The 26,933-nt window shown below is 60.1% G+C and carries 22 protein-coding genes; all 22 read right to left on the bottom strand.

Translation table 11 applies throughout. From position 1 onward, the window contains the following. Window positions 1-3: 3 nt before the first annotated feature. The 22 genes from pstC to argF all read right to left on the bottom strand — a co-directional run bounded on the left by pstC (window position 4) and on the right by argF (window position 26,776). Window positions 4-930 carry a phosphate ABC transporter permease subunit PstC gene (gene pstC, locus DWX63_RS08750; protein ID WP_117564650.1) on the bottom strand — a complete coding sequence of 309 codons (927 nt, stop codon included), beginning with the start codon at window positions 928-930 and terminating at the stop codon, window positions 4-6. A gap of 1 nt (window position 931) precedes the next feature. Beyond that, window positions 932-1,768, bottom strand: a complete 837-nt coding sequence (locus tag DWX63_RS08745; protein WP_117843470.1) for a phosphate ABC transporter substrate-binding protein — start codon at window positions 1,766-1,768, stop codon at window positions 932-934. Then, complete coding sequence (locus tag DWX63_RS08740) at window positions 1,765-2,565, bottom strand: polyphenol oxidase family protein (RefSeq protein WP_117843469.1); 801 nt, start codon at window positions 2,563-2,565, stop codon at window positions 1,765-1,767. The genes DWX63_RS08745 and DWX63_RS08740 overlap by 4 nt, the downstream gene beginning before the upstream one ends. Before the next feature lie 210 nt (window positions 2,566-2,775). Beyond that, window positions 2,776-3,930 (bottom strand): cell division protein FtsZ, encoded by a 1,155-nt coding sequence (gene ftsZ / locus DWX63_RS08735; RefSeq protein WP_055251674.1) that lies wholly within the window; start codon window positions 3,928-3,930, stop codon window positions 2,776-2,778. A 199-nt stretch (window positions 3,931-4,129) separates the two neighbouring features. Then, complete coding sequence (locus DWX63_RS08730; protein WP_233514522.1) at window positions 4,130-5,278, bottom strand: cell division protein FtsQ/DivIB; 1,149 nt, start codon at window positions 5,276-5,278, stop codon at window positions 4,130-4,132. Between the two features lie 73 nt (window positions 5,279-5,351). Next, the gene (gene murB, locus DWX63_RS08725; RefSeq protein ID WP_117843468.1) at window positions 5,352-6,263 is read right to left on the bottom strand and encodes a UDP-N-acetylmuramate dehydrogenase; all 912 of its coding nucleotides are present in this window, start codon (window positions 6,261-6,263) and stop codon (window positions 5,352-5,354) included. Window positions 6,264-6,268: 5 nt separating this feature from the next. Then, window positions 6,269-7,687: a UDP-N-acetylmuramate--L-alanine ligase gene (gene murC / locus DWX63_RS08720; protein WP_117843467.1), complete on the bottom strand. Its 1,419-nt coding sequence runs from the start codon at window positions 7,685-7,687 to the stop codon at window positions 6,269-6,271. 97 nt (window positions 7,688-7,784) lie between these two features. Further along, a complete protein-coding gene (gene murG, locus DWX63_RS08715) occupies window positions 7,785-8,900 on the bottom strand; it encodes an undecaprenyldiphospho-muramoylpentapeptide beta-N-acetylglucosaminyltransferase (RefSeq protein WP_117843466.1) in 1,116 nt (371 codons plus the stop codon). Next, window positions 8,890-10,383: a putative lipid II flippase FtsW gene (ftsW, locus tag DWX63_RS08710; RefSeq protein WP_117843465.1), complete on the bottom strand. Its 1,494-nt coding sequence runs from the start codon at window positions 10,381-10,383 to the stop codon at window positions 8,890-8,892. The genes murG and ftsW overlap by 11 nt, the downstream gene beginning before the upstream one ends. Before the next feature lie 36 nt (window positions 10,384-10,419). Next, window positions 10,420-11,826, bottom strand: a complete 1,407-nt coding sequence (gene murD / locus DWX63_RS08705; protein ID WP_117806418.1) for a UDP-N-acetylmuramoyl-L-alanine--D-glutamate ligase — start codon at window positions 11,824-11,826, stop codon at window positions 10,420-10,422. Window positions 11,827-11,835: 9 nt separating this feature from the next. Then, entirely contained in the window at window positions 11,836-12,855 is a 1,020-nt protein-coding gene (gene mraY, locus DWX63_RS08700; RefSeq protein ID WP_089571579.1) for a phospho-N-acetylmuramoyl-pentapeptide-transferase, read from the bottom strand. Between the two features lie 3 nt (window positions 12,856-12,858). Next, window positions 12,859-14,283: a UDP-N-acetylmuramoyl-tripeptide--D-alanyl-D-alanine ligase gene (murF, locus tag DWX63_RS08695; RefSeq protein WP_117843464.1), complete on the bottom strand. Its 1,425-nt coding sequence runs from the start codon at window positions 14,281-14,283 to the stop codon at window positions 12,859-12,861. Between the two features lie 127 nt (window positions 14,284-14,410). Continuing rightward, on the bottom strand, window positions 14,411-16,033 hold the full coding sequence (locus DWX63_RS08690; RefSeq protein ID WP_117564666.1) for a penicillin-binding protein 2: 1,623 nt from the start codon (window positions 16,031-16,033) through the stop codon (window positions 14,411-14,413). Window positions 16,034-16,293: 260 nt separating this feature from the next. Continuing rightward, entirely contained in the window at window positions 16,294-16,764 is a 471-nt protein-coding gene (locus DWX63_RS08685; protein WP_022094483.1) for a hypothetical protein, read from the bottom strand. A 90-nt stretch (window positions 16,765-16,854) separates the two neighbouring features. Next, window positions 16,855-17,820, bottom strand: coding sequence for a 16S rRNA (cytosine(1402)-N(4))-methyltransferase RsmH (rsmH, locus tag DWX63_RS08680; RefSeq protein WP_117843463.1), 966 nt, complete (start codon window positions 17,818-17,820; stop codon window positions 16,855-16,857). A 20-nt stretch (window positions 17,821-17,840) separates the two neighbouring features. Further along, entirely contained in the window at window positions 17,841-18,275 is a 435-nt protein-coding gene (locus DWX63_RS08675) for a division/cell wall cluster transcriptional repressor MraZ (protein WP_006234269.1), read from the bottom strand. 462 nt (window positions 18,276-18,737) lie between these two features. Then, entirely contained in the window at window positions 18,738-19,679 is a 942-nt protein-coding gene (gene xerD / locus DWX63_RS08670; protein ID WP_199407928.1) for a site-specific tyrosine recombinase XerD, read from the bottom strand. Between the two features lie 2 nt (window positions 19,680-19,681). Beyond that, a complete protein-coding gene (locus DWX63_RS08665) occupies window positions 19,682-21,343 on the bottom strand; it encodes a CTP synthase (RefSeq protein ID WP_055286060.1) in 1,662 nt (553 codons plus the stop codon). 178 nt (window positions 21,344-21,521) lie between these two features. Further along, entirely contained in the window at window positions 21,522-21,860 is a 339-nt protein-coding gene (locus DWX63_RS08660; RefSeq protein WP_040358312.1) for a hypothetical protein, read from the bottom strand. 256 nt (window positions 21,861-22,116) lie between these two features. Next, window positions 22,117-23,598 carry a DUF1846 domain-containing protein gene (locus tag DWX63_RS08655; RefSeq protein WP_006234276.1) on the bottom strand — a complete coding sequence of 494 codons (1,482 nt, stop codon included), beginning with the start codon at window positions 23,596-23,598 and terminating at the stop codon, window positions 22,117-22,119. Window positions 23,599-24,154: 556 nt separating this feature from the next. Next, on the bottom strand, window positions 24,155-25,642 hold the full coding sequence (locus tag DWX63_RS08650; protein WP_370445878.1) for a YfcC family protein: 1,488 nt from the start codon (window positions 25,640-25,642) through the stop codon (window positions 24,155-24,157). Between the two features lie 138 nt (window positions 25,643-25,780). Beyond that, window positions 25,781-26,776, bottom strand: a complete 996-nt coding sequence (argF, locus tag DWX63_RS08645) for an ornithine carbamoyltransferase (protein ID WP_117584234.1) — start codon at window positions 26,774-26,776, stop codon at window positions 25,781-25,783. Window positions 26,777-26,933 lie beyond the last annotated feature (157 nt).

Raw genomic sequence — 26,933 nt, 5'->3', positions numbered from 1 at the left:
AGCCTACCCCCTCTTCTTCTTGGAAACCAGGCGGACGATGCCCACCAGCGTGGCGGAAATGATAAACAGGACCACGCCCATGCCGAACAGCGCCGAGCGATGCAGACCCGAGGAATAGCTCATGTCGAGCGCAATCTGGCTCGTGAGCGTCGAGATGGGGCTCGCAATGCTGTCGGGAATAACCGGGGCGTTACCCACGACCATGAGCACGGCCATGGTCTCGCCGATGGCACGGCCCATACCCAGCACGATGGCGTCCACGATACCCAGCTTGGCTGCGGGCAGCACGACCTTATAGATGGTCTGCCATTTGGTGGCACCCATGGCATAGGATGCCTCGCGGATGCCCATGGGGATGGAGTTAAGGGCATCGATGGTGAGTGTCGTGATCGTGGGGACAATCATGATGGCAAGCACGAACCACGCCGTCAGGGCACCAAACCCAAGGCCACCGGTCAGCTGCGCAATAAACGGGCGGATGATGATCATGCCAAAGAAGCCATAGATGATAGAAGGGATGCCGGCCAACAGGTCAACGGCAGGGCTGATGAGCTTGCGCACGCGCTTGCTGGCGATCTCGACCAGATACACGGCCGTGCCCACGCCTAGGGGCACACCCATGGCGAGCGCGCCGACGGTCACCAGACCCGAGCCGGCAAGCAGCGACACGATGCCGTAGTGACCCTCAGAGGGCGCCCACGTAAAGCTAAAGAAGTCCGCCAGACCGATGTCGGTAAAGACGGGCAGCGCCGAGTACGTGGTAAAGACAAAAATCAGGATGACGGTAACAACCGCCAAGAACGCGCAGGCAAAGAAGATCCACTGCAGCGCCTTCTCCTTGATATAGGTGCTGCGCGATACGAGCGCCAGCTCGCGCTTCTTGGGCGCCTGACCATTCTGCTCAGTCTGGGAGTTTTCCTGTGCTTCCATGCTATTCACTCCCCTTCTCGTCGTTGGTGACGGGGATAAAGCCCGCCTCGCGAATCTGCTTGTCCATCTTTTCGGACGTCACATAGTCGATGTAATCCTGCGCCTGCTGCGAAGGCGCACCCTTCACAAAGAAGTAAAGGTCGCGTGAGATGGGATAGCCGCCGCTCGCGACCGTCTTCTCGGACGCCTCAACATGATTGACCGAGACGGCCTTGACCGAAGTCTTGGCGTTGAGGCTCTCGACAAAACCCAGCGAGATGTAGCCAATAGCACCGCGAGAGCGAGACACGACATCGCGCACTTGGCCCGTACCCGAAAGAACAGCCGAGCGGCGATCGAACGGCGCGCCGTCCATCACGATGGTGCGGAAAGCCTCACGCGTACCGGAAGCCTCATCGCGGTTAATAACCTGAATCTTCAAGTCCTCGCCACCAACCTCTTTCCAGTTGGTGATCTTGCCCGCATAGATATCGCGGAGCTGTTCAGTCGAGAGGTTATCGACCGGGTTGTCGTCGTTCACGATGACCGCGATGCCGTCGTGTGCGATAACGATAGGCGTCAGGCCCAGGTCTTGCTCATCGGCGTTGAGGCCACGAGAGGAGCTGGCGATATCGGCGGTGCCGGCGCTAACGGCTTCGATGCCAGCAGATGAGCCCAGGCCAGAAACCAGCACGTCGGTGCCGGTCTCCTCCTTAAAGCCCTCGGCCGCGATCTCGGCAATGGGAAGGCAGGTGGTCGAGCCGGCCACGGTGATAGAAGACGTGGAAGAGCCCGAGGAGCAGGCACACAGCGTGAGCGTGAGCACCGCGGCGCTCAGGACCGATACAATCTTTCTCATAGCATCACGCCGATCGCAGCATGGCGCCCGCAGGTGCCGCCCTCGTTGCGGTAGGAATAAAAGCGGTCGTTCTGACGCACGGTCGAAAGCTGGGTATCCACAATCCCATCCGCATCGACACCGACATCTACCAGCGCCTCACGAATGGCGGCAGATAGATCGAGCATGCGAGAAGCGCCCGCATCGACGCACGAGAACTCGGCAGCAAAGCGGTCCATGAGCTCCTGGGAAACCTCGTACTCGTCACCCAGGATATGGGGACCGATATAGGCAGAAACATCGCTCGCATTGCAACCAGCCGCCTCGCAGAGCGCCTGGCACGCCTTGGCGGAAATGCGCGCAATCGTGCCCTTCCAACCGGAGTGCACCACGGCAAATCCGCCAGGGGCCACCAGCACCACGGGAGCGCAGTCGGCAAAGCTGAGCAGCACGGGCACGTCATGGGCCGTACAGACGATGGCATCGCAGCCCTCGGCAATCTGCTCGCGAACAGCCTCAAGATCGTCGGCGCCGTTCGAAGTCACCGTAACGATATGGTCACCATGTACCTGATTGGGCACGAGCAGATTATGCTCGCACTCAGTGGCGCCCATAGCTTCGAGCGCTCGACGACGATTTTCTTGAACAGCAAAGGGGTCATCGCCTACATGCGAGCCCAGGTTGAGCGAGGAGTACGCATCTTCAGAAACGCCACCGGTGCGCTCGGTAAAGGCAAAGCGGACATCGGATGTCGCGCCCTCCACCAACGTAACTCCATCATGGTCGACACGCGAAACGTTGTCCGCACGTGCTGCCATACTAAAGCCTCCTAATAACACAAGTACCGCGGCGTCGCCGCGCAGTCCGCGTTTATACGGCTGTCATACTTCCTTAAAAGGATACCCGCAGCGGTAGGGACCAAACGTAAAGGGAACGTAAGGAGATTGGAGGCTTTCGTTTACAAACGAGAAACAAAACGGGGTGCATCCAAATGGACACACCCCGTGCAGGTCGTTGAGAAAAACGAACTAGAAGCTACCGCGCTTCAGGAAGTCGGGAAGCTCGAACTGGTCGTTGCCAAAGTTGGGCAGCTCGGTACCACCGACGTTGCGGGTCGGAGCGGCCTGAGCCGGGCTGGCAGCCGGAGCGGTGCGCTGCGGCTCAGCGGAGGCAGCGGCCTTGCTCTGAGACTGCTGAGCAGCAAAGAGCTCATCCTGACGGTTGACGTTGGAGTCGGAGAAGCCCGTAGCGATGACGGTGATACGCACCTGATCGCCCAGGGACTCGTCGACAACGGTACCGAAGATGATGTTGGCCTCGGGGTCGACGGCGTTGGCGACAACGTCGGCGGCGTCGCTGATCTCCTGGATGCCCAGGTCCTTGGAACCGGCGATGGAGAGCAGCACGCGCGTGGCACCATCGATGGAGCTCTCGAGCAGCGGGCTGGAGATGGCCTGCTGGGCAGCGTCGACGGCACGAGTATCCCCAGAAGAGGTACCGATACCCATCATGGCGGTACCGGCCTGCTTCATGATGGTCTTAACATCGGCGAAGTCCAGGTTGATGATACCGGGGACGGTGATGAGGTCGGTGATGCCCTGGGTGCCCTGGGAAAGGACGCCATCGGCAATCGCGAAGGCCTCGAGCATGGTGGTCTTCTTCTCGGCGATGTCGAGCAGCTTATCGTTAGGAATGACGATCATGGTGTCGACGCAATCGGAGAGGGTCTTGATGCCCTCCTCGGCGCTCTTCTTACGCTTGCGGCCCTCGAAGGTGAAGGGCTTGGTCACGACGGCGACGGTCAGTGCGCCGACCTCGTTCATCGCGATATCCGCAACAATGGGAGCAGCGCCGGTACCGGTGCCGCCGCCCTCGCCGCAGGTGATAAACACCATGTCGGCGCCAGCGAGCGCCTCGGCGATGTCGTCGCGGGACTCATCGGCAGCCTTGCGGCCAACCTCGGGATTGGCGCCGGCGCCCAGGCCGCGGGTAAGGTCGGTGCCGATGTGCACCTTGATATCGGCATCAGAGATCGCGAGTGCCTGAGCATCGGTGTTGATGGCAACAAACTCGACGCCGCGGATGCCCTCTTCGATCATTCGATTGACCGCGTTGGTACCGCCGCCGCCGACGCCGACCACCTTAATGACGGCAAGGTAGTTGTTGATCTCTGTCTCGTGCATGTCGGTCCTCCGAACAAAGGTTATAGCCATAGCATGGGTCGACCCCTGCGCACATTAACCTTCAGGTTGAAAGTAAATGCAAAGGTAAACCGTATTATGTTTGCACATTATGAACGTATCAGTCAAATAATTGACCGTGAAAACCAAACAAACCAGATAAACGGCGTGGTATGGCCCCTCAACAAAGCATCAACCAGCGCTACGAGGTCGGAGCATTCCTAAATGTGTAGTTGCCCGGAGAGCGCACATTGATATACGTTACGCCCTCTACCTGCGAAAGCAACTTGGTGACTACGCGTTCCTTCTTGGCGATATCGCCCGAATCGCCCAGCGACACCTCGACGCCGTTGTCGAAATTTGCCGAGATAGCCTCAACGGAAGGCGTGGAAATATCCTTCACCTGGTCCAGGAACTCGCTCGAAAAACCGCGTGCGTAATCCAGGCCGGCCTTGACGGCCTTGGAGCTCACCGCCTGACCCGAAACCGGTGCGACATCGGCCGAGACATCAGTCAACAGCACGGCGCCGTAGTGCTTGGCAAGCGTCAGGGCCGCATCGATGCCGGTCAGGGTGTTGGCGCCCTCCCCCGATGTAATGACGTTCCCCTGGTCGTCCACCTCGACAGACGTAGACAGCGGAGCGATCCAGGTGTCATCGTCTCCGATAGCCCAGGCAAGGTCGTCGGAGCTGATATACGCAATGGCGATAACTTTACGCTCCGTCGGCGTGATGATAAGCGTATGGGGAAACTGGCGCTGGACATCCACGCCCGAGACCCACGGGTTTTGCTTGAGGCCCTCGGTGATCTGATCGGGATCCACGTTAAAAAGCGACGTGTTCTCGGGAAGATTGATGAGCTGCATGGCATCGTGCTTGGTCACATGCTCGCTGCCATGAATCTGAATATCGGTGGCGGCGAACAGGCCAGAGTTGATGACGACGATGGCAATAATGGCAAGTACGGCCACGGCAGCCAGGATGCCGCCCGCGATCTTGCCCTTACCCTTAATGGCAGAAGCAGCGTCGGACGTCTTACTTGCCATGGCACCCAGCGATGACAGAGGATTGATGCCCTTTTTTGCCGAAGACGCCTTGGCGGCGGGCACCGATGTCAGTGAACGCGGCTTAGCGCCAGCCAACGCACGGCCGGCATGCGGCGCACGGGCTCCCAGCGAAGGCTTGGGCGTCGCCATGGGCCGAGAGGTCTTGGTGCCCATCGCCGGTTTGGGTGTCACCGAAGGACGCGGAGCCGGACGACTCGTCTTTTTAGAGGCGGGGCGTCCTCCCAGCTGCGAGCCGACGACCGGGCGCTTGGCAGGACGAACGGGCCCAACAGATTTGGAAGGCATGGCGGGCTTATGTTGAGGCTGGGCAGGTGCGCCGGAACGCCCTCCGGCGCGGCGGAAGGTTGGTTTCGATGCTCTAGAAGCCGAGGAATTTAACTTCCGGTCTGAGCTCGATGCCATACGCCTCCCTCACCTTTCCGTGCACATGCCTGATAACCGCGGCCACGTCATCGGCCGAGGCGGTTCCGTTATTAACGATAAAATTAGCGTGTACGGGCGAAACTTCCGCACCGCCAACCGAAAAACCCTTTAATCCACAATCCTCAATCAACTTGCCCACGCTTGCGTCGGGCGGGTTGCGAAAGACCGATCCGCAGGATGCACGGCCCATGGGCTGCGTGCGCTTGCGGCGCGTCAGGTACCGCTCCATGCGCTCGCGAATGTCTGCCTTGGGCGCGGGCTTGAGTTTAAGCACGCACTCGAGAATGATCTCGTTACGCGGCAGGCTGCACTCGCGATACCCCCAAGCGATCTCGGACCCTGCATAGTGCTTAATACCGGACGCCGGATCAAACGTGACCACGTCCTCGATAAGGGAGCCGATCCACTCGGTCCGCGTACCTGCGTTCATGGACACGGCGCCGCCGACCGAACCGGGAATACCGACCGCGAACTCAAGGCCCGAAAGCCCGCGCGACAAGGCGTCGTTGACCAAACGCGCGAACATCACGCCCGCACCAACGGTCAGCGTACAGCCGTCCTCGGCAACAACCGTGCGCTGAAACTCACGTCCCAGCGAAATAACGGCGCCGCGATAGCCGGCATCGGCAACCAACAGGTTGGACCCCTTGCCGATAATCACCCACGGCACCTGCTCGCGGTCAAGCACCGCCACGGCGCGACGCAGGGCATGGTAACTATGGCACGTCACAAAGAGGTCGGCCTTGCCGCCGATTCGATAGCTTGTATGGCGCGCAAGACGTTCGTCCTCGACCACGTCCGTGTCGATCATGCCCGAAAGCGCCATGACGGCGTTAAACAGACCCATGGGGGTTAAGCGTCTTTCTTGGCAGTCAGATACTCGATGAACTCGGGGCCGACGGTCGTAACGTCGCCGGCACCCATGGTGAGCAGCAGGTCGCCCTCGCCCACGAGCTTCTCAAGCTCCTGGTTGAGCTCAAGACGGCTGGAGCAGTACACGACCTCTTTGCCGGGGTGCTTGGCGCGAACGGTATCTGCGAGCATCTTGGAGGTAACGCCCGGAATCGGCATCTCGCCGGCGGAGAACACATCGATCAGCAGCAGCTTGTCGGCGTTGGCAAAGGCATCGGCAAAGTCATCGCACAGGGCCTGCAGGCGCGAATAGCGGTGCGGCTGGAACACGACGTCGACATGCTTGTAGCCCAGCGAAGAGGCAGCAGCGAGCGTCGCCTTGATCTCGGTGGGATGATGGCCGTAATCGTCAACCACCGTGATGCCGTCGATATCGCCCACGTGGGTAAAGCGGCGGCGGACGCCCTCAAAACTCGAAAGTGCCTTAGCGGCGGCGTCGATATCGAGGCCCAGGACATGGGCGACGGTCAAGACGGCAGTGGCGTTGAGCATGTTGTGACGACCGGGGTTGCTCTTAATCTCGACAGCGTGCTCGGTGCCGTCCTCAAAGCGAACGATAAAGTCGCTCTGGATGCCCTTGACATCCGGATGTACGCAGACGATGTCGTTGTTCTCGGCAAAGCCATAGGAAAGCACATGACGGCCCGTCGACTTGGCAAGCTCGACCAGATGCGGGTCCTCGCCGCAAACGATGACGGTGCCCTCCTCGCCCACCAGGCTCATGAATTTGGCGAAAGTTGCCTCGATCTCCTCGATACCCGAGTAGTGATCGAGGTGGTCGGCCTCGACGTTGGTCACAATGACTACGTTGGGGTTCAGGAACAGGAAGGAGCTGTCGGACTCGTCAGCCTCGGCGACAAAGTAGTCGCCCGAGCCGTTCTTGCCGTTCGTGTCATAGCCCTCGACGATGCCACCGATCAGGAAGCTCGGATCCAGACCCATGCGGTCGAGCATGGTGGCGCACATCGAAGACGTGGTGGTCTTGCCATGCGTGCCGGCAACAGCGACGGTGGTGTAGCCGTGGCCCAAAGCAGAGAGCATCTTGGCACGGGGCCACACGGGAATACCAAGCTCGCGAGCGCGCACGAGTTCAGGGTTGGACTCCGGAATAGCGGTAGAGACAACAACCACGTCGGGCTTGACCTCGTCGATCGTGGCTGCCTCATGGCCCACATGCACCTTCACACCAGCGCGGGTAAGCTGGCGGATATAACGTGACGTCTTAAGGTCGGAGCCGGTAACGGCATAACCGCGCTCGTGCAGAACGAGGGCGATGCCGCTCATGCCGGCGCCGCCGATACCGATAAAGTGGGCGCTCTTAAACTCGGGCGCGGAGGTTGCAGTCTGGGAATCAGCCATGTGCTCGTGTACTCCTTGCGTAAACACTGCCTGTAACCCGTTAACTGTACCGCACCTACCGCATCAGCGCGAGGGCGACCGACGATATCCCGTCTAACTAACGCAAACCCTCTACCGCATCGGCCAGAAGAGCGGCGGCCCTATCCTGAGCCAGACCGCGCGCCGCCTGACGCATGACGTCGCGCTCTGCCGCGTCATCGACCAGGTGCAGCAGCTCATCGGCAAAGGCAGAACCGTCGATATCGGCATCGGCGCAGAGCACACCGGCCCCGGCGTCGACCAGATAACGGGCATTGGTGGTTTGGTGGTCGGCCGTCGCATGCGGATACGGCACGAGCACCGAGGGTACGGCGAGCGCAGCGATCTCGGCCACGCTCGATGCGCCCGAACGCGAGAGCACCAAATCGGCAGCAGCCAGCATATCGCCCATGTTGTCGATGTAAGGCAGGACGCGGTAACGCTTCGCCTCCTCGGGCGTCAGCGCCAAAGCGCGCTCGGTCTCCTCAAAGCCGTCGGCACCCGTCGAATGCAACACATAGAGGTTCTTGCGCGAAAGCAGCTCGTTTTTGAGCGAAACCACGCGCTCGTTGAGGTGCTGGGCGCCAAGTGAACCGCCAAAGACGAGCAGCAGCGTCGCGTCCTCGGGAACGCCAAGTGCCTTGCGGCCGCGAGCGCGATCGCCCTCGATCACCGAGCGACGTACAGGGTTGCCGGTCATGAGCACGTGGTCAGGGTCACCTTCGCGCTCAAAGACCGAGCGCGCTGCCGGCACCGAGATGCACACGCGGGCGGCGTGGGAGTTCATCATCTTGTTGGCCAGGCCCGGAACAGAGTTCTGCTCGTGCAGCAGATACGGAACGCCTGCGCCCTTGCACCACCCCAGCAGCGGAACCTCGACATAGGCACCAAAACCGATGGCGGCATCGGGCTTGCCGACCTTTGAGAAATGACTGGCGAGCGCACGCTTGGCCTTGTTGACACGCCACAGCGAGGTCAGCGCCGTCCAAGGACGGGAGCGGTCGAAGCCCGTGACCGTAATGGGCACAAAATCAAACCCAGCCTCGGGGACCAGACGACCCTCGAGCTTGCGCGACTGGCCCACGAACACAACGTGGTGGCCACGATCACGCAGCTCTTCGGCCAAGGCGAGCGCGGGGTTGATGTGTCCTGCCGTGCCGCCGGCTGCAATAGCAACGGTCATCTTATCGGTCATGGTAGTCCCTTCGTACACGCGGTCCCTGGTCGTCGGTGCGCAGACGCGCCGACGGGTCCGAGTTCAAATCGATTCGATTATATCCGCCGCCCTCGTTGCGAGGGCTGGGGCGCTGAGGACGACCTTGCGGCGCCGTTCGCTGACGCGGGCGGGCTGCCGGCTCGGTCGCAGAGCCATCCAGGACGGTAAAACCGTTACGCGAAGATCGCTCACCGCGCACGTGGGGCACGCCGGCGGTACTCTCATCCATAACGGCAAAGCTCTCGCGGCGACGGTCGTACTCATCGCGACGGGCGCTCTCGTACGAAACGCGCAGGACCAACCCGGCAAGCATAAGCGACACAATAATCGACGAACCGCCGTAGCTAATAAACGGCAACGGTTTGCCCGTCATGGGAAACACGTTGAGGATGCCCAACGCGTTAATCAAAAACTGCACAGCGAGAATGACCGCGGAGCCAGACGCCATAAGCGCGCCCCGACGATCGGTCGCCTGCTCGGCAATGCGAAACGCCGAGTAGATCAGCATCGCAAACACCAAGAAGAACAGCACGGTTCCGACAAAACCGACTTCCTCGCCAATGATGGCCAGGATGTAGTCATTGTGCGCCTCGGGCAGATACGAGTACTTCATGGTTGAGTTGCCGATGCCACGGCCGAACAGACCGCCCGAGGCAAAGGCCATGATGGCAAGCGTGGCCTGATAGCCGTCACCATACTCGTCGGCCCAAGGGTTCAAGGCAACCTGAATACGCACCATACGGTACGGCTCTGCGACAAGCGCAATCACGATCACGAGAATGCCGAAGATTAGCACGCCGATGATAAATCTGGGGTCGAGACCCGCAAACAACGCCATGCACATAAGGGTCAACAGGATGATCAGGACAGTACCGAAATCGGGCTGGATAAAGATCAGAAAGAGCGAAATACCCAGGTAGATGCCCATCTTGCGAAGGAATTCGTTGATGTTGCCACCGGGCGAAAAGAAGCGATCAAGCATGATGGCCGAATACGCAATGGCAAATGGCTTTAAAAACTCGGAAGGCTGGAACTGAATACCGGCGATGTTGAGCCAGCGCGTGGCGCCACGGCTGCCGCTGCCCACCAAGAACACCAGAAGCAGTAGCCCTATCATGCCGATAAGGAAGATCCTGAGCACATCCTCCCCAAACCAGCTGTCCGGCAAAACGCGCACGATGGCAATCAGCGCCAGAACACCGACCACGGCAAACGCGGCCTGTCGACCCAGAAAAAACGTCGCCGAGCCATTCTCGTGCAGCGCCTCGACCGAAGACGCCGAGTACACCATCAGCAGGCCAAAGCACACCAAGGTAAACAGGCAGGCCATGAATATCAGACGGGGGCGCATGATACGGGCGGGAACGCCGGCAATATAGCGTTCGCTAAACGTCTGCCCGCCGCGACCGGAACGCGGTGTGCTGCGCCGCGAGGAAGCACGGTCCGAGTCGGGCCTCCTCATACCTTGTCGGGGGCTCTCCTCTCTCACCGGCAACCCCTATTCCATTTGCGATTTCGCCGCAGCGGCAAGCTGCGCCACATAGTCCTTAAACACGCGGCCGCGCTCCTCATAGCCCGAGAACTCATCGAACGAAGAGCAGGCAGGAGAAAGTAAGATCACGTCGCCACGGCTCGACAGCGAACGGGCGACGTCCACGGCGTCGCGTAGGTCATCCGCCTGGGCGATATCCACATCGCCATCGACATCGGCCTCGTCCATAGCGGCGGTGAAGCGCTCGCGTGCATCGCCAAAGCAGACGACCGAGCGTACGTTATCCATAACGACGCGCGCGAAGTCCGTGAGCGGCGTGCCCTTATCGTGGCCGCCGAGCAGCAAGATCACATCGTCATCGGGAAATGCCGTCAGCGCCTTCTCGACCGCATCGGTGTTGGTCGCCTTGGAATCGTTGACGTAGCGCACGCCGTCAATCTCGCCACACGGCTCCACGCGGTGCTCGAGCGGCTGGAACGAGGCCAGACCGCGGCAGACGCCATCGACATCGGCACCGACTGCCAGGGCAGCCGTGGCAGCGCACAGGGCATTGATAACATTGTGATGGCCCGAGATCTTGAGCTCGGATGCAGCGATGAGCGGGGTCTCGACGCCCTTCAGGCGCACGACCATCTTGCCGTCGCGCACAAAGGCGGCATCCTCGCCCTCGGGCTCGTCAAAAGCGACCCTGCAGATGCGACGACCCGGCGTGTAGATGTACTCATCGAACTCGTGAATGCCGGCGTCTTCGACGTCGACAACCGCCAGATCGTCATCGACCATATTGTCAAACAGTTTGACCTTGGCAAGCGCGTAGTTCTTATGGCTCTTATGCCAGCCCAAGTGGTCGGGAGTGATGTTGAGCAGCACCGCCACGCGGGGGTGGAGCTCGGTGGTCGTAGCAATCTGATAGCTCGAGAGCTCAGCCACAAACCACTCGTTGCGGGCTCGCCCGTCAATCTCGTTGACCGGCGGCTCGCCGATGTTGCCGACAGCTACGCTGGCCTCGCCGGCAGCCTTGAGCAGATAATCAGTCAGCGACGTGGTGGTCGTCTTGCCGTTGGTGCCCGTGATGGCAATCCAGTTATCGGGCGACAGGCGATAGGCAAACTCGGGCTCACCCATAATCTGGGCGGCATGCTCGCGCCCGGCCTTAAAGAAGCCCGAGAACTCCGAGATGCCCGGGCACGTCACGCATACGTCATAGGCACCCTCGACCTGTTCGGTGCCATAGACAAACGACGCACCAGCAGCCTCGAGCGCTCGCGTGGCGTCATTGGGCTCAGAGGTGCCGCCGCCATACACGGTAACGGCACTTACGCGCTCGGGATGTGCCAGCGCCCAGCGGGCGACATCGAGACCGGATTTGCCCTGACCCAAAACGAGCAGGCTAAAGACATCAGCAAGAGGCATGAAAGACCACTATCCCAACTGGAAGAACAAAGCAAGGCCAACGGCACCAAAGGCCGCAGCGATAATCCAAAAACGGATGACGACCTTGGTCTCGGCCCAACCCTTCTTTTCGAAATGATGATGGATGGGCGCCATAAGGAAGACGCGCTTGTGCGTAAAGTGGAAGTAGACGACCTGGATCATGACCGACAGAGTCTCGACGATAAACAGACCGCCGATGATGAGGGAAACGACTTCGGTGTTGGTCATGATGGAGGTGCAGGCAAACGCGGCGCCCAGGGCAAGCGAGCCGGTATCGCCCATAAAGATGCTCGCCGGATAGCAGTTGAACCACAGAAAGCCCAAGCAGGCACCGGCACACGCGGTGCAGAAGATGGACAGGTTCACGTCTCCGTGCAAAAACGCCATGGCAGCCATGGCGAGCATGGCGATCATGGAGGTGCCACCAGCAAGACCGTCAAGGCCATCGGTCAGGTTCACGGCATTAGAAAGACCGGCAATCATCAGCCAGCAAAAGACAATATAGAGCCACGGGAACGAATAGCCGCAGATGGTAGTCGAAAGCACGCCAAGGTCGATCGTCAACCCACCGGGAAAACGAATCTCGGGGGCGACGCCGCACCAGTTGACGGCAAGTACCGTAAAGGTGACACAGATAATGGTGAGGCCGATCATCTTGGCATGAGGCGTCAGACCGAGCGAGCGCCCATGCGTAACGGAGGTCAGGTCGTCGATCAGGCCCAGCACGCCGGTCGCCAGCGTGGCGAGGAGCACGAGCACGAGCTCGGTGGTGAGCTTGCCCATCAGCAGGCAGGTCAGCGAGATCGCGACGAGGATGACAACACCACCCATGGTGGGCGTTCCCTGCTTAACCAAATGACGCTTGGGGCCGTCGGCACGAACCTGCTGGCCGATACCCTCGACCTTGAGTAGCTTGATCCACCACGGCATGAGCAGCAGCGCAATGGCAGCGGCGATGCCAAGCCCCAAAAAAGCCTGATACGTTGGATACGAGGGATTGCCGAACATGGGCTAGCACACACCTTCCACAAAGCGGTCGAGCTCAACAAAGCGGGAACCCTTGACCAGTACAACATCATGTTTTTCAAGCGCGCCGCCCATGCGGTCGAGCACCTGCTGATAATCGGAGAACACCTGGATGCGGTCCTCGTCCATGCCCATCATGCGCGCGGCATCGGCCATAAGCTGGGCCAGCTCGCCGCCGACGCACGCCAGCATGTCGAGCTTCTTGGCGGCGGCATAGGCACCCACGAGTTCATGCATGCGAGGAGCCTCATCGCCCATCTCGCCCATCTCGCCCAAGATCGCCATGCGAGACCCCGTGCACGAAAGCGAGCACAGCAGGTCGAGACCGGCTGCCATCGATTCGGCGCTGGCGTTATAGGAGTCATCGATGATGCGTGCACCGCTCTTGGCGCGTTTGATCTCCTGGCGGTGACCGGTGATCGTGAGGCCCCTAAAGGCAGCATCGATCTGCTCGGGCGTCACGCCCAGGCGATAGGCAACCGCGGCGGCCTTAACGGCATTCGGAACGGACTGCACGCCGGGGATGGCAAGCATGGTATCGATTGTCTCGCCCTGACCAAAATCGAGCGTAAAGACCGGACGGCCCTCGTCATCAGCTCGAACGTCGCGGGCACGGACCTCATCATCGTCCGAGACGCCGGCCAGCATCACATCGATACCAGCAGGCTGGGCGAACGTATCGCGAATGAACGGCGTAAAGTCGTCCTCACCGCCCAAAACCAGCAGCGGCAAGAAGTCGCCGGCGGCGCACATACCCTGGACAATCTCGGCCTTAGCGCGGGCGATGTTCTCGCGGCTGCCCAAAATGCCGATGTGAGAGGTGCCGATCTTGCTCACGATGGCAAGGTTGGGATTGGCGGACTGGGACAGGCGCTCAATCTCGTGGAAATGGTTCATGCCCATCTCGAGCACCAGGACCTCGGTATCGGCCGGAGCGGAAAGCACCGTGAGCGGCATGCCGATCAGGTTATTGAAATTGCCCTTGGTGGCCCAGACGCGATAGCGCTTGGCGAGCACAGCGGCGAGCACGTCCTTGGTCGTCGTCTTGCCGATGGAACCGGTAATGCCAACGACCAGGCAGCCAAGCTCCAGGCGATACGCATGCGCCAAACGCAGCAGAAACTCCTCGGGATCATCGGTCAGCAAGATGGCACAGCCCTTGTCCTGCGCCAGCGAGACCAGCTCGGCCTCGGGCTCACGCGTCATCACGACGGCGCCGGCACCCGACTGGACGGCACGGGAAGCAAAATCATTGCCGTCGACGTTTTCACCGGGAAAGGCGACGAAAATCGTCCCTTCCTCGACCTGGCGCGAGTCGATAACGCACCCGCGGCATACCCGATCGGCTTCTCCCGTCACGGTTCGGGCCCCTGTTGCGGCCGCGAGGTTGTTGACGGCGATCTCTATCATTGCAGCTCCCCTGTAAACCTAATAATGCTATCGGCGTATTGTATCCCAGCGCCGCGTATGCGTGGTGCAGGGCATGTGAACACCCCTCATATGGGACAACAAACCACGCCCCAAAGATTGTAACCCCCTACTTCGTGTGCGGGATACCCAGCACGTCGAGCGCGTTGGCCATAATGAACTGGAACGGAACCGCAGCGGCATCTGAGCCGCTCGGCGTTCCGTCGAGCGTGATATAGCACAGCACCTTGGGCGATTGTGCCGGTGCAAAGCCCATAAAGGACGACATGTAGTTCTCCTTGAGGTAGCCGCCGTTCTCGTCGGCACGTTCGGCCGTACCGGTCTTACCCGCCACGTCATAGCCGTCAACCGCGCCGCCAACGCCCGTTCCCTCCGACACGACCGTCTGCATGCACGATGTCACCTGGGATGCGGCATCCTCCGAAATCGCGCGCTCGCCTTCGCCCCAGTCCTTCTCGTCACCTTTGCTGGACTTATAGAAGTGCGGGGTCATCATCACGCCGCCGTTGGCGATGCCGCCCACGGCACGTGCGATCTCAATCGGCGAGACAGACAGCGCCTGTCCAAAGCTCATCGAGCCCAGCGTGGCGCCGTCATACTGGTCACGCTCCTTGACGATGCCCAGGCTCTCGCCCGGAAAATCGACACCAGAGCTGTGACCGATGCCCCACTTGTCCACATAGGCGGCAAAGTCATCGGCACCGATCTTGCGCCCCACCAGGACAAAGCCTACGTTGGACGAACGGCGCATCATCTCGCGCACATCCATGGTCATGGCATAGTCGCGCTTGTCGGCATCGGTGACGGTATCGTCGCCCACCTTGATGCTCGCCGGCACCTCAAACGACGTACTCGACCGCACGACACCCAAGTCGAAGCCGGCGCCCGCCACGAGCGTCTTAAAGACCGAGCCGGGCTCGTAGGCGTCGGTGACCAGGCGCAGGTTCATATCCTCGGTCTTGGCGTTTTCCAAATTGGTCTGGTCGTAGGTCGGATACGAGCAGGCTGCCAAGATCTCGCCTGTCGTAGGATCGGTGACCAGCGCCGAGCCGTTCTTGGCCTTTGTCTTCTCGACAGCCTCTGCCAGGGCATCCTCGGCCGCACGCTGGATATTGACGTCGAGCGTCGTCACGATATCAACGCCGTCGACCGCAGCCACCTTTTTATAGGCACCGCCCGCGATATAGCTGCCGTCCCTCGCGCGCTCGCGTACGAGAGAACCGTTCGTGCCGGTCAGAAGCTTGTTGTATTGCTTTTCGAGACCCGTCAAGCCGTCGTTGTCTACATTCACTACACCCAGCACCTGCGATGCCAGATTGCCGTATGGATATACGCGCTTCATGGCCTGCTCAAAAAGCACGCCGGGCAGGTTCTTCTTCTCCAGCGCCGCAGCGTCGTCTTCGTCCACCTGGCGCTTGATATACACCCAGGTTCCATCGGACTCAACGAGCTTGCGGCAGGTCTTTTTATCGATTCCAGTTGCCTTGACCAGCGCCGACACCGTCTTGTCAACATCCTCGACAAGCTGGGGGTTCACGGCGATGTTGCGACATTCGACCGACGACGCCAGCACGTTACCGTTGCGGTCGTAGATGGTGCCACGTTTGGCATAGAGGGTCTGCGCAAGCAGGCGGCGCGCATCGGCACGCTCGCGCAGTTTATCGGCTTCGACAATTTGATAGTCGGCAAGGCGAAAGACGCCCAAGCCCAAGCCAAGCCCAATGAAGCCCATGACGGCTTTGCGGCGAGGCAGAGGCGTGCCTGTGAGCCATTCGGTCGACGAACTCTTGCGCGACCTGGTGTTATGCACTTGAGGGCCGCCCGGGCCGCGAAGTCGCGACGCCGGGTCGTTGCCACGGGACTGCCCGGCGTTGTAAGATTGCCGACCCGTTCCTTGATAACCAGAACGTCCCCGCGACGAGGGACGTCCAGAACCGCGGCCCCCATCGGAACCGCGGCGATAGTCATTTGTCATACTCAGCTACCGTCTTGCTACTGAGCGGTCGCGGTCGCGTTGGCGCCCGCGGCTGCATCCTGCGAAAAGTCAAGTGTAACGCTCTCGCTGGGCTCCACCATGCCATAAGCGCCCGCAAGGTCGCGAATACGCGTGTCGGCGCCATAGACCGAATGCATGACCTCCAGGTCGGAGCTCTCATCGGTCGCCTTTTCGAGCGTGTTGGTAAGCTCGGCGTTGCTGTTGAGCACCTGGGCCGTAACGCCGGCGAGCGCCACGCGGGCGACGCCGATCGTCATGAAGATGGCCGCAATGATGCAAAACGTTTTAAGAACGCTCATGAAAACCGGGCTTACCGCCTGGTTTGCCTGACGGCCCGCGCCCGTGTAGACATCAAAGCGCGGCGTGCGCTGCTCACGGGGAGCAACGGGGGCCTGCGGCGTCTCACGATAGGCGGGCATGGCGTTCATATCATAGGCGAGTGCTGCGCTTGAAGTGTTGTAGCCCATGATATGCCGCCTCCCATCCCGAGTACGTTGGTAGTGTGTTTAAGCTTCGTTTATGGTGCGAGCGGGAGGTCCAATATCGCGCGGTCGCGCCTACAGACGCTGCGCCACGCGGATTTTGGCTGATCTCGCCCGAGGGTTGCGCTCAACCTCATCAGGCTGGGCAACCAAGGGTTTGCGAGTGATGACCTTGAGTATCGGCACGTTGCCGCACACGCACACCGGAATCTCCGGCGGACACGTGCACCCCTGGCTCATCTCCTTAAAGTGATTCTTTACGATACGGTCCTCGAGCGAGTGATACGAGATGACGCAGATACGTCCGCCCGGGTTGAGCCACCTGGTGGCGGTATCAAGCCCTCGTTCGAGCACATCGAGCTCGTGATTGACCTCGATGCGAATGGCCTGGAAACTTTTCTTGGCCGGGTGTCCGCCATGCCGACGAGCGGCCGCCGGGATACCCGCCTTGATGATCTCGACAAATTGGCCGGTGGTTTCGATCGGTTCTTGCTCGCGGCGGCGCACGATCTCGCGCGCGATCTGCGCGGCGAACTTCTCTTCGCCGTAGACGCGTAGAATCCGGGCGAGGTCGTGTTCGTTATAGGTGTTGATGACCTCAGCTGCGTTTAAGGTGTTATTACCCGGATCCATCCGCATGTCCAATGGGGCGTCCTCGTTATACGAAAAGCCCCTGCCAGGGATATCGAGTTGCGGTGACGAAACGCCCAAATCGAACAGGAAGCCATCGACCCCGGGCACCTCGGCCGAGCAAAGCAGCTCGTCCAAGTCGCCGAAGTTGCCCTTCAGCAGCTGGTGCGGAACGCCGGGAACCTCGCGGTCCAGACGGGCGCCAGCGGCCTCGAGGGCCATGTCGTCCTGATCGACGCCGAGCAAAAGGCCCGTCTCCCCCACCTGCGCGGCCATCTTTACCGAATGGCCGGCACCGCCAAGGGTGCAATCGCAGACAACGGAGCCGCTCTTTAGCTGCAGCGACTCAAGCACTTCGCCGAGCATGACAGGTTCATGCCGATATTCTTGTGTCAAGATCCCACGCTCCATCCGTTACCCGTGCCTTGCCCTTACGAGAAGAAGAGGTCCAGCAGGGCCTCATCGTCATCGTCCTCATCGGCCGCGGCGCGATCCCAAACCTCAAGGTGGTCGTAGTTGCCCACAACCGTGACCTCGCGGTCGAGGTTCGCCTGCTTGCGGAGAGACTCGGAAAGACCGATACGACCGGCGCTGTCCACATCCATCGACGTGGTGCGCTTGTTGATCGCCCTCATGAGCTTCTGGTCGTTAATGTCACGCGGGTTAAAACCCTCGTGGCCCTCACGACCCGCGAAGAGTCCTTCGACCCACTTATCGAAGGCCTCGGCAGAGAACACGTACAGAGCATCGACATCCAGGGCTTTGAACACGCGAACGTGCTCTCCAAGCTCCTCGCGAAGGGGTGCAGGCAGGGACAGACGACCTTTTGCATCGAGATTGCGCTCGTATGCACCAGTCATTCCCATGTGCGCCCTCCCCTCGGTTACTCAGATGGCACGTACGCGGGGAACCACCCCGCCTGTCGACGTCATCAATAATATGGGGAACCGCCCCATTTTTCAACACCTTTCCCCACCCCTTCCCCCACCCCTCCCCACCATTCCACCCCCAATATGTTGTAAAACACCCCCGAGCATATGTTCGAAAACACAATATGTTGTGTTTGCAGCAAAGGCGGGATGCCACCTGTAGAACCACGCCCGCGAACCTCAACCTTCAAGTTGACCTTGAGGCGATTTTTACGTCCCTTTACACGCCGTTCACATCGCCCCCAAACTCCCCCACCCACGGTACACACGGCCCACCGCCGCGTCGGTGTCTAGCGAAAAATGGGACGGGCCCCAGATTGCCCATGCGCGCAAAAGTGCGTCTCGGCAATCTGGAGCCCATCCCCTTTAGTATTTATAAATATGCAGGTCAGCGAGGTGCTAGCGATGTGCTAGCGGATGCGCCGCCAGATAGACCTCGGTCAGTTGCGTTCGGTCGACATGCGTGTAGACCTGCGTGGTCGAAATATCGGCATGGCCCAAAATCTCCTGCAGCACACGCAGGTCGGCACCGCCCGCGAGCATGTGGGTGGCAAAGGAGTGGCGCAAGGTATGGGGATGGAGCCCCACCAGCCCCACCTGACGCCCATACCGCTCGCATATCGCATGCACGGCCTGGCGCGACAGGCGACGTCCGTTCTTATTTAAAAAGACCGCCGAGGTCTCGGTTCCGCGGGCATGGGCCGCCAAGCGAGAACGTCCCTCAGTTACATAGAGCGTCAGAGCTCGCGCCGCGCTTCCCACCAGTGGGGACAGGCGTTCCTTTGAGCCCTTACCGCGAACGAGTACAAAGCCATCGTCAATATGGATATCGCCCACATCGAGCCCAACCAGCTCACTCACACGCAAACCGCATCCGTAGAGCACTTCCAAGATGGCATGGTCGCGCAGTCCCATCTCGCCCTCGGGAAAGTCTTGATCGAGCAGCGCCGAGACATCCTCCACCGATAGATACTCCGGCAAACGCTCAGCCTTTTTAGGCAGGCGCAACGCCGCCGTCGGGTTTTGGGCCACGGCCCCATCGCGCACCAAAAAGGCATGCAGGCCCTTCACGGCAGCAAGCGCGCGCTCCACCGAGGCGTCGGAATAGCCTCCGCCGCGGCGATCGGCGACAAAGCCCTCCACGACCTGACGGGTCACCTCTTCAAAAGACACAATACCCGCCCGCTCCAGATAGGCGCAGTACGTCGTCAGGTCACGACGATAGGCCACAATCGTGTTGCGCGCCAAGCCCCGCTCGACCGCGAGGTAATCGAGATACTCCCCCGCCGCCACGGCGAGCGACGAGGGAGTAGCTTCGGTATGTTCCTTATTCGCCGGCACCCTTAGTCCGTAGCGAGGTTCATGGGCGTCACCTGCAGACGGTCGACACCCTCGTGCTGGCCGATCGAAGCGCGCACGAACTCTCGGAACAGCGGCTGCGGATTAGTCGGACGGCTCTTGAACTCGGGGTGAGCCTGGGTTGCCACATACCACGGATGCACGTCGCGCGGCAGCTCGACCATCTCGACCAGGCGCTCGTCGGGCGAGAGGCCAGAGATAACCAAGCCGGCATCCTCGAGCTGGTCGCGGAAGGCGTTGTTGAACTCAAAGCGGTGACGGTGACGCTCGTAGACGAGTTCCTCGCCATATGCCTCGCGAGCAAGGGTATCGGCGGCGAGCTTGCACGGATAGGCGCCCAGGCGCATGGTGCCGCCCTTCTCGGTCACGTCCTCCTGCGAGCTCATCAGATCGATGACGCTAAACGGGCCGTCCGGATCGAACTCAGAGGAGCTGGCGCCGGCAAGGCCGACGACGTTGCGGGCGAACTCGCACACGGCGACCTGCATACCCAGGCAAATGCCCAGATACGGAATCTTGTGCTCACGGGCAAACTCGGCCGCGAGGATCTTGCCCTCCAGGGCGCGCTTGCCAAAGCCGCCGGGGACCAGGATGCCCGAGGCGTCGCCCAGAACCTCGGAGACATTCTGCTCGTCGAGGCTCTCGCCGTCGACCAGCTGGACGTCCACATGGCGATCGTAGAAGACGCCCGCATGGTGCAGGGCCTCGATAACCGACAGGTACGCATCGGGCAGCTGCGTGTACTTACCCACGACGGCAATCTTAACCTTATCGGCGTGATGGTTGGCATGGTTCTGCTTACGCAGGAACTCATTCCACTCGCTCATGTCGCGCTCACGCGGGTCCAGGCCCAGGCGCTCGCAAATACGCAGGTCAAAGTCCTGCTCGGCAAGCAGCTGCGGCACGTCGTAGATGCTCGCGCAGTCCTCATTGGTAAAGACGCAATCGGTGTCGACGTCGCAGAAGCTTGCGATCTTTCCGCGGATAGCGTCATCGATATGGTGGTCGGAGCGCAGCACGATGATATCGGGCTGGATGCCAAAGCTGCGGAGCTCCTTGACGGAATGCTGCGTGGGCTTGGTCTTGACCTCGTGGGCGGCGGCAATATAGGGAACGAGCGACACGTGGATGTAGCAGACGTTCTCGGGGCCGGCCTCCTTGCGGTACTGACGGATGGCCTCGACAAACGGTTGGGACTCGATGTCGCCGATCGTGCCGCCCAGCTCGGTGATGACTACATCGGAGCCGGTCTGCTCCTCGATGCGGCGAAACTTGTCCTTAATGGCATTGGTGACGTGAGGAATCACCTGCACGGTACCGCCCAAAAAGTCGCCGCGACGCTCGCGGGCGATTAGGCTTTTGTAGATGGCACCGGTCGTAAAGTTGGAATCGCGGGTCAGGTTCTCATCAATAAAACGCTCGTAATGACCCAGGTCCAGGTCGGACTCGTAACCATCCTCGGTTACAAAGACCTCACCATGCTGGAAGGGGCTCATGGTACCGGGGTCGACGTTCAGATACGGGTCGGCCTTCTGCATCGTTACTTTGTAGCCACGCGACTTGAGCAGACGGCCCAGCGAGGCCGCGGTAATACCCTTGCCCAGGGACGAAACCACGCCACCGGTTACGAACACATGCTTGGTCATATTGAGTTACCTGCGCTTCCCGTAGAAGTTGTTTATCCACATCTTACGGGTCTTCATTGTAATACTCGTGCCGCGGACCGTTCGCAATTTTTCTCGCGTGCGATTGCATTTCTCAATCTTGAAACAAAACGCCGCCCGGTTTCCCGGACGGCGTCGCTATGGCAAGGGTTACATGCTGCTATCGATCAGCAACCTCGTCCTCGAGCATTTCCTGAACGAGCATGCCGGTCCGGACGCCCTCAAGATACCACTCGCCACGTTCGGTGAGGCAAATACCATTTGCAAGCTGACCGCCATCGTCGCTATAACGCGAGACGACATCAATCATGCCTTCGGAATCCAAGCGATCGATTGCGGCGCGGGCACGATACGGCGAAACCCCCACGCGCTCGGCAAGCGTTTTGCGCGAGAAACCATACGGCCCGCCATTGTCTTCGGTTTGCTGGTCGATCTCCATCAACACCAGCACCTCGACACGCTTCATATCGTTGACACTCGCACGACCCTTGCCCGCCATAGCAGCCTCCTCAAACCGAGCACGAGCATCTAACGCGCCGTGCGCGACCGACACACCTCACGATGGCAGGTAATATCCATCATGCGGCATCCCGCTAAGGATGAAACAGTTACGATTATTGTATACCGCTCAAATTGTTTCTAGGCAGGTAAACGGCTATTTTTCGCGGAAATAGGCGCTTTATTGATCAAAAAGCCGTACCGGGCGCTAACCCGATACGGCCAAAATGCAATGCAATTACCGCGGCGCTTCAAACTTAGCGATGGAAGAAACCACGGCGTTCAAACTTGGGCTCGCAGCACACGTTGATGCCCAGTTTGCGCAGTACCGTCTCGTCCGTCGGCGAGATAATCACGCTAAAGAAGGCATCGCAACCGCGCAGCTGCTCCAGGCCCGAAAGGACACGGGCGGCCGTCTCACTCGTGGCCGAGGTGATCGACAGCGCCATAAGCGTCTCGTCGGTGTGGAGGCGCGGGTTTTTGCTGCCCAGGAAATGCGTCTTGAGCTTGCTGATGGGCTCGATCGCCTCATCGCTAATGACCTCGAGCTCAAGGTCGACGCCCGAGACATGCTTGAGGGCGTTCATAATGAGCGAACTTGCGGCGCCCAGGCGCGTGGAGGTCTTACCGGTCACCACGGAGCCATCGGGCATGACCATGGCACCCACGGGACCACCCGTCAGCTGCTCCCTGGTGAGGGCCGCCGAGCGTGCCGGTGAGTAGTTCTTATCGATGCCGGCTTTCTTCATAATAATCTTGAGACGGTCGACTTGCTCATCGCCCACGCCGGTACGGCGCACATTTTCGACCGCGGTAAAGTAGCGGCGGACGATCTCCATCTTGGAAGCGTCGCGGCAGGCATCGTCATCGGTGATGGCAAAGCCGACCATATTGACGCCCATGTCCGTAGGGCTCTGGTAGGGGCTCTTGCCCAGGATCTTTTCCATCAGGGCACGGACTACCGGGAAGGCCTCGACGTCGCGGTTGTAGTTGACCGTGGTCTTGTTGTAGGCCTCAAGGTGGAACGAATCGATGATATTGGCGTCGTCGAGGTCAGCCGTGGCGGCCTCGTAGGCAATATTGACCGGATGCGTCAGAGGAAGATTCCAGACCGGGAAGGTCTCAAACTTGGCATAGCCGGCGGCGGTACCGTGCTTATGCTCGTGATACAGCTGCGAGAGGCAAGTGGCGAGCTTGCCCGAGCCGGGGCCGGGCGCCGTCACGACGACGAGCGGACGAGTGGTCTCGACAAACTCGTTCTTGCCGTAGCCATCGTCGGACACGATCAGATCGACATCGTGCGGATACCCCTCGATGGGATAGTGCAGCTTAGCGGGAATACCGAGCGCGTTCAGGCGGTTGCGGAACACATCGGCAGCAGGCTGGCCGGCGTACTGGGTGATGACCACAGCCGCGACGGCAAAGCCGTTGCCGCGGAACAGGTCAACCAGGCGCAGCACATCCTCGTCATAGGTAATGCCAAGGTCACCACGAGCCTTGTTTTTCTCGATGTGGTTCGCGTTGATCGCGATGATAACCTCAACATCGTCGGCGATGCTCTTGAGCATGCGGAACTTGCTGTCCGGTTCAAAACCCGGCAGCACGCGGCTCGCATGATAGTCATCGAACAGCTTACCGCCAAACTCCAAATAGAGCTTGCCACCAAACTGCGAGATGCGCTCCTTAATGTGAGCAGCCTGCAGCTCGATATACTTCGCGTTGTCGAAACCCTGGCGCATGTATGGCTCCCGTCCCGTTTCCATTTAACGTTCTAGGCGATTATAACGGAGCCCGCCCCTCGCAAGGGCCTGGCCACCAACAGGCACCAACCAAACACGCCACCGCAACCACCGGGGACCCGGGATAGCTAATTTGAAGCAGGAACCAAGTCACTCCGCACCAACAATGGAAACGTCACAGGCAGAGCCAAAGTCAACGAACGGGCACCAGAGCGGGCAAGCTGTTCCCCTGCACCAACAATAACAGCGTCGCAGGTTGAGCATAAGTCAGCGAGCGCCGTCCAGAACGTACAAGTTGGCATGAAAAAGGCAAGGCATAGACCTTTTGGTCATGCCTTGCCTTTTGAATGACAAATTGTAGTTCTGGGCGGCGCACAGCGTCGAGTGGTTCCGCGGTTTGGTAAAACCGCGGAACATAAGTGCGCCCCCTCCCGCGCACGGAACGGGAGGGGGCTAAAGGTAGGAGTCTACCGGTGGGTTTACCCCACCGGAAAGACGATGACCAGGTGATCCGTTATAGGATCGTCAAGGTTTCCGTGGGGTACCCAAGGGGTACTTAGAGCATCACGCAGGCGACGGTCAGAATGATGGCGCAGACGACGGAGAGAGCGACGATGAGCTTAAGGGCAAACTTGAGCCAGGTCGTCCACTCGATCTTAGCCAGAGCGAGACCGCCCATGATGGCACCAGAGGTCGGGGTGAACAGGTTCACGACGCCGATGGCGGCGGAGAAGATCATGACCATGACCTCGGGCGAGAAGCCGAGCTTAACAGCCAGCGGTCCCATGATGGGCATGGAGACAGTAGCCATACCGGAGGTCGAGGGGATCAGGAAGGACAGGCCGAAGTAGACCAGGAAGCTCATGGGAGCGAAGATCACGCCGGACAGGCCAGCCAGAGCATTGGCGGCAGCGTCGAGGACGTAGACGTCGAGGCCGGTGCTAGCCATGAGGACGGAGATACCACGGGCGAGAGCGATGACGAGGACAACGGACATCATGTCGGCAGCGCCGGTGATGAAGGTGTTGACGATCTGCTTCTCGGACAGGCCACCGATGATACCGATCAGGACAGCCATGAGGAAGAACCAGGTGGAAGCCTCATCGAAGTACCACTGGCCAATGGGCAGGCCGGTGATCAGGGCAGACCAGCCCTGAACGATGGCGTTACCGTCGGCGTCATAGACGGCGCCAGCATCGAAGAAGTTGGCGACGCCCTCGTTGAGATCGGCCAGCGGGATGAAGCCGACGATCATGACGACGAAGGTGAAGGCAAAGGCGATCAGAACACCCTTCTGACGACCGGTGAGCTTGACCTCCTTGTTAACCTCGGAAGCAGCCTTGCCGTGAGCCTCTTCGGCGTCCTTGAGCTCCTGCATCGAAAGAATGGTGGAACCCTTGTCAGCCTTGACCTTCTTGGCATAGCTCATGACGAAGAAGATGGACATAGCGGTGGTAACAATCCACAGGACGGCACCGAGGCCGATGATGATGGACTGGTTGACCTCAATGCCAACGCCAGTCAGAGCGTCAACGGCAGCACCGACGGCAAACGGGTTAACCGTGGAGCCGAGGCAGCCGCAGCCAGCGCCGAGCAGGACGGTAGCAGCGCCGACCATGGGGTCGAAGCCAGCAGCCATCATGGTGGCGGCGAGCAGGGCGTAGAAGGGAACGGTCTCCTCGCACATACCATAGGTGGTACCACCGAGGGAGAAGATGAGCATCAGCACGGGAATGAGCATGATCTCATTGCCCTTAAGCTTCTGCACCAGAACGGCAATGCCGTTGTCCAGGGCGCCGGTCTCGGTCATCATGCCGAGGAAGCCACCGAGGATCATAACGAAGAGGCAGACGGGCAGAGCGTCAGCGAAGCCCTTGACCGGGGCGGTGCAGAAATCGCTCAAGCGGGCAGCGGTAACCGCGCCACCGGACGTACCGGAGACGATAACGGTAACAACCGCGACGATTGCCAGCAGAGCAAGAAGAATGGTGAACGATGAAGGCATACCGCGCTTTTTCTTAGCGGTCTCAGTCATAGTTCTCATCCCCCCTTCATAAATCAATTACTGATCTCGCCCGAAGCGGCTCTTCCGTGCCGTGCATGTCGCTCGATGCGAGATTTTTACCAGACAAAAGCGCTCGGGGTGCGCAGCAATGCACCCCGAGCGAGATGCTAGATGCTCTTACTTGAGCGTAGCGTACATGACAGCCTTGATGGTGTGCATGCGGTTCTCGGCCTCGTCGAAGACCTTGGAAGCGGGGCTCTCGAAGACCTCGTCGGTGACCTCCTGCTCGGTGATGCCGAACTGCTCGCACTTCTCGGCGCCAATCGTGGTGTTGGTGTCGTGGAAGCTGGGCAGGCAGTGCAGGAAGATGGCACCCGGGTTGGCCATAGCCATGACCTCGGAGGTAACGCGATACGGGGTGAGCTGAGCGATGCGCTCGGCCCAGACCTCGTCGGGCTCGCCCATGGAGACCCACACGTCGGTGTAGAGAACGTCGGCACCGGTGACGCCGTCCTTGACGTCGGTGGTCAGCTTGATGGTGCAGCCGTTGGCCTCAGCGATAGGCTTGCAGGCCTCGATGACGTCGTCAGCGGGCATGCACTCCTCGGGGCCGCAGGCCACGAAGTTCATGCCGAGCTTGGAGCAGACGACCATGAGGGAGCGAGCGACGTTGTTCTTGCAGTCGCCCATGAAGACGAGGGTCTTGCCCTTGATGTCGTAGTTGAAGTTCTCCTGGACGGTCAGGATGTCGGCGAGCATCTGGGTGGGGTGCCACTCGGTGGTCAGACCGTTCCACACGGGCACGCCGGACTTAGCGGCAAGCTCCTCGACGTCGTCCTGGGCAAAGCCACGGAACTCGATGCCGTCATACATGCGGCCGAGAACGCGGGCGGTGTCCTCGATGGACTCCTTCTTGCCCATCTGCGACGAACCCGGATCGAGGTAGGTGACGCCCATGCCCAGATCCATGCCGCCGACCTCGAAGGCGCAGCGGGTACGAGTGGAGGTCTTCTGGAAGAGCAGAACGATGTTCTTGCCCTCGAGATAACGGTGCGGAACGCCAGCGCGCTTCATGTCCTTGAAGTTCTTGGAGAGCTTGAGCAGGTACTCGATCTCCTCGGTGGTGAGGTCGAGGAGCTTGAGGAAGCTACGGCCGGAGAGGTTAACACCCATGGTTCGTTTCCTTTCGAAGAAATGAATTACGTAAGTATTAGTGTTGCCCGTTTGACGGGCGAAACCGGTGCGGTTGTAGGGGGACCGCACCGGAAACGGAAAGACTTAGAGGTCCTCGCGCCAGAAGGGCATGCTCATGCAGCGCGGGCCGCCACGG

Origin of the sequence: Collinsella sp. AF20-14LB (assembly GCF_003459505.1) — a bacterium.
Taxonomy (GTDB): domain Bacteria; phylum Actinomycetota; class Coriobacteriia; order Coriobacteriales; family Coriobacteriaceae; genus Collinsella.
Note: the sequence above shows the minus strand (reverse complement) of the source record. Positions and strands in the feature narration are given on the sequence as shown.